Origin of the sequence: Sphingomonas sp. CCH9-F2 (assembly GCF_001556735.1) — a bacterium.
Lineage (GTDB): Bacteria > Pseudomonadota > Alphaproteobacteria > Sphingomonadales > Sphingomonadaceae > Sphingomonas > Sphingomonas ginsenosidimutans.
Genome location: NZ_LSJO01000415.1, coordinates 1 through 2,864 on the forward strand (window position 1 = coordinate 1; position 2,864 = coordinate 2,864).

Genomic DNA, 2,864 nt, shown 5'->3' on the forward strand with positions numbered 1-2,864 from the left:
TCCAGCGCGTGATCTCCGGGCGGAAATAGCTGGCGGTGCCGGTGGCGAACATCGCGAACAGCAGCCAGCCGGCGACCAGCCCCAGCCAGCCGTGGATCCACGCCATCGACTGACGCAGCGCGCGGATCACGGGCGCACCCCGATCAGCCACACCGCCGCGCCCATCAGCAGCGCGCCGCCCCACACGATGGCCGCGACGCGCGCCAGCGAGGCTTCGGCGAAACACCACAGGCCGACGATCGCATAGAGGAGGAACGACAGGATCATGGCCCAGACGGTCGCCTCCACCCGCGCGATCGGCAGCAGCCGGGCGGTCAGCGACGCGGCGGTGGCGGCGAAGGCGTAATTGCCCAGGAACGCGGTGATGCAGCGCGCGGTCATCGCCCAGGCGGCGGGGCGGATGCGCCAGCGTGGCTGCGCTGGCGGCACGGCCCCCGATCCGGCGCGTCGCATCAACATTCCCGACAACCCCCTTGCCCATTGATCGCAACCCCCTTAGCAGCGTCTGCGAGTCACTATCAATAGCGGAAAGAACAATCATGCGGGGACGAAGGGGCTGGGCGATCGCGGCGCTGCTGCTGGGCGGTGCGCCGGCGACGGGATGGGCGATGCCGGGTGCGACGGAGGATGCCGTCGCCGCCGACCCGCAGGTGCGCGACAATGACGACGTGATCGTCAACGGCGTGCGCGAGCGGGCGACCGGCGATGCGGGCGCCAAGACGCCGACCCCGCTGATCGCGCTGCCGCAGGCGGTGGCGGTGATCGACGAGACCGAGCTGCTGCGCCGCAACGTGCAGTCGATCAACCAGGCGCTCGGCTATGTCGCGGGGGTCGCGCCCAACCAGCGCGGCAATGTCGCCACGCGCTACGACCAGCTGTACATCCGCGGGTTCACGCCCGGCATCTACATGGACGGGATGCGGCTGCTGGGCGGTATCTATGCCAGCCCGCAGATCGATTTCCACCTGGTCGACCGCGTCGACATCATCAAGGGGCCGGCATCGGTCCTGTATGGCAATTCCACCCCCGGCGGGCTGGTCAACCTGACCAGCAAGGTGCCGTACCGCGAGGCGGGCGGGCGGATCGAGCTGGCGGCGGGCAATTTCGACCTGCTGCGCTCGTCGATCGACGTGAACCAGCCGCTCGACCGCGATGGCAAGCTGCTGTTCCGCGTGATCGCGGGGGCGGAGCGGTCCGACGGCTTCATCGCGCTGACCCGGAACCGGCGCTATTATGCGCGCCCGATGCTGACCTTCGCGCCCGACGACGCGACCAGCGTCACGCTGATCCTCAACTACCAGCGCGATCCCGAAGCGGCGTCGTACAGCGGCGTGCCGGTGTACGGCTCGGCGCTGCCCAGCCCGCTGGGGGCGCTGCCGGTGAACCTCAACGTCTCCGAACCGGCCTATGAGGCGTTCGACCGGACGCAGAAATCGGCCACCGTGCTGCTGCGCCATCAGCTGAACGACACGCTGACCTGGACCACCAATGCACGCTACCTGGATATCGACCTGCACTATCGGCAGATCTATCTGTCGTTCAACGCCAACACCAACCTGGACGCCAGCGGCAACACCGATCTGTCGCGGATCACGCGCGGCGGCGGCGGCGCGGACGAGGCGTTCCGCACGATCACGCTCGACAACCGGCTGGCGGCGGACCTTGCGACCGGGCCGGTGCGCCACACGCTGCTGGCGGGGCTGGACTGGCAGAACAACCGTGGCAGCAACGACCAGGCGTTCGCGATCGGCACCAGCGCCAACCCGGCGATCAGCATGCCCAACCTGGATCTTTACGCCCCTGTCTATGGCCGCAACCTGCCGTCGAGCAACCTGCTGCTGTTCCCCGGCGTGACGCGCAATTTCCGCAAGATCGACCAAGTCGGCGTCTATGCGCAGGACCAGATCGCGATCGGCGGGTTGAACGTGATCGCGAGCGGGCGGTACGACTGGTATTCGACGCTGACCCGAAATCGCATCAGCGGGGCCGTCACCCGGCTGTCGCAAACCGCCTTCACCGGGCGGGTCGGCGCGCTGTACGAGACCAAGCTGGGGCTGTCGCCGTTCGTCAGCTATTCCGAAAGCTTCGAGCCGCAGACCGGGACGACGTTCGACGGGACGCCGTTCGTCCCCGTCACCGGGCGGCAGTACGAGGCGGGGCTGAAATACCAGCCGCGCGGCACCAGCGCGCTGTTCACGCTGTCGGCCTACGACCTGCGCCGCCAGAACGCGACCGTGCCCGACCCGGTCAACATCGGCTTTTCGATCCAGGCGGGCGAGGTGAAGGTGCGCGGCATCGAGCTGGACGGGCGCGGCGATATCGCCCCCGGTCTGTCGGTGACGGTCGCGGGCAGCTATACCGATGCGCTGACGGTGCGCGGCAATCCGCCGACCGGCACCGGCGACCAGCTGGCCGGGGTGACCGGCACGCGCCCGCTGGGCATCCCCAAGTGGAGCGCGTCGAGCTTCGTCGCATGGGACCTGAAACATGCCGCGGCGGGCGCGCTGGGCGGGCTGAACCTGGGCGCGGGCGTCCGCTACGTCGGCGAATCGGACGGGACGGCGCAGATCACGCGCAACCGGCAGCTGGTCACGACGCGCTTCGCCTCGCCCGGTTTCGTGCTGGCCGATGCGCTGATCGGCTACGACATCGGCGTGCTCGACCCATCGCTGGCGGGGCTGAGCCTTAGCGTCAATGCGCAGAACCTGTTCGACAAGCGGCATATCGCCAGCTGCTTCTTCAACAACAGCTGCTATTTCGGCGCGTCGCGCACCGTCGTGGGGACGCTGCGCTACAATTGGTGACGGCTGGATAAGGCGGGCATGTTCTGCCACGGGGGAGCGATGAGTGCGCTCCCCCTGTTG

General features: G+C 68.5%; 3 protein-coding genes. 1 reads left to right on the forward strand and 2 read right to left on the reverse strand.

From position 1 onward, the window contains the following. Together AX685_RS21040 and AX685_RS11850 are read right to left on the reverse strand one after the other, a co-directional pair. Positions 1-106, reverse strand: a 106-nt coding sequence (locus AX685_RS21040) for a PepSY domain-containing protein (RefSeq protein ID WP_197418588.1), incomplete at its 3' end; no start/stop codon positions are given. Between the two features lie 20 nt (positions 107-126). Beyond that, the gene (locus AX685_RS11850) at positions 127-459 is read right to left on the reverse strand and encodes a hypothetical protein (RefSeq protein ID WP_066488923.1); all 333 of its coding nucleotides are present in this window, start codon (positions 457-459) and stop codon (positions 127-129) included. An 80-nt stretch (positions 460-539) separates the two neighbouring features. On the opposite strand from AX685_RS11850, the gene AX685_RS11855 reads away from it, so the two are divergent. Then, positions 540-2,804 carry a TonB-dependent siderophore receptor gene (locus tag AX685_RS11855; protein ID WP_066488925.1) on the forward strand — a complete coding sequence of 755 codons (2,265 nt, stop codon included), beginning with the start codon at positions 540-542 and terminating at the stop codon, positions 2,802-2,804. Positions 2,805-2,864: the final 60 nt, after the last annotated feature.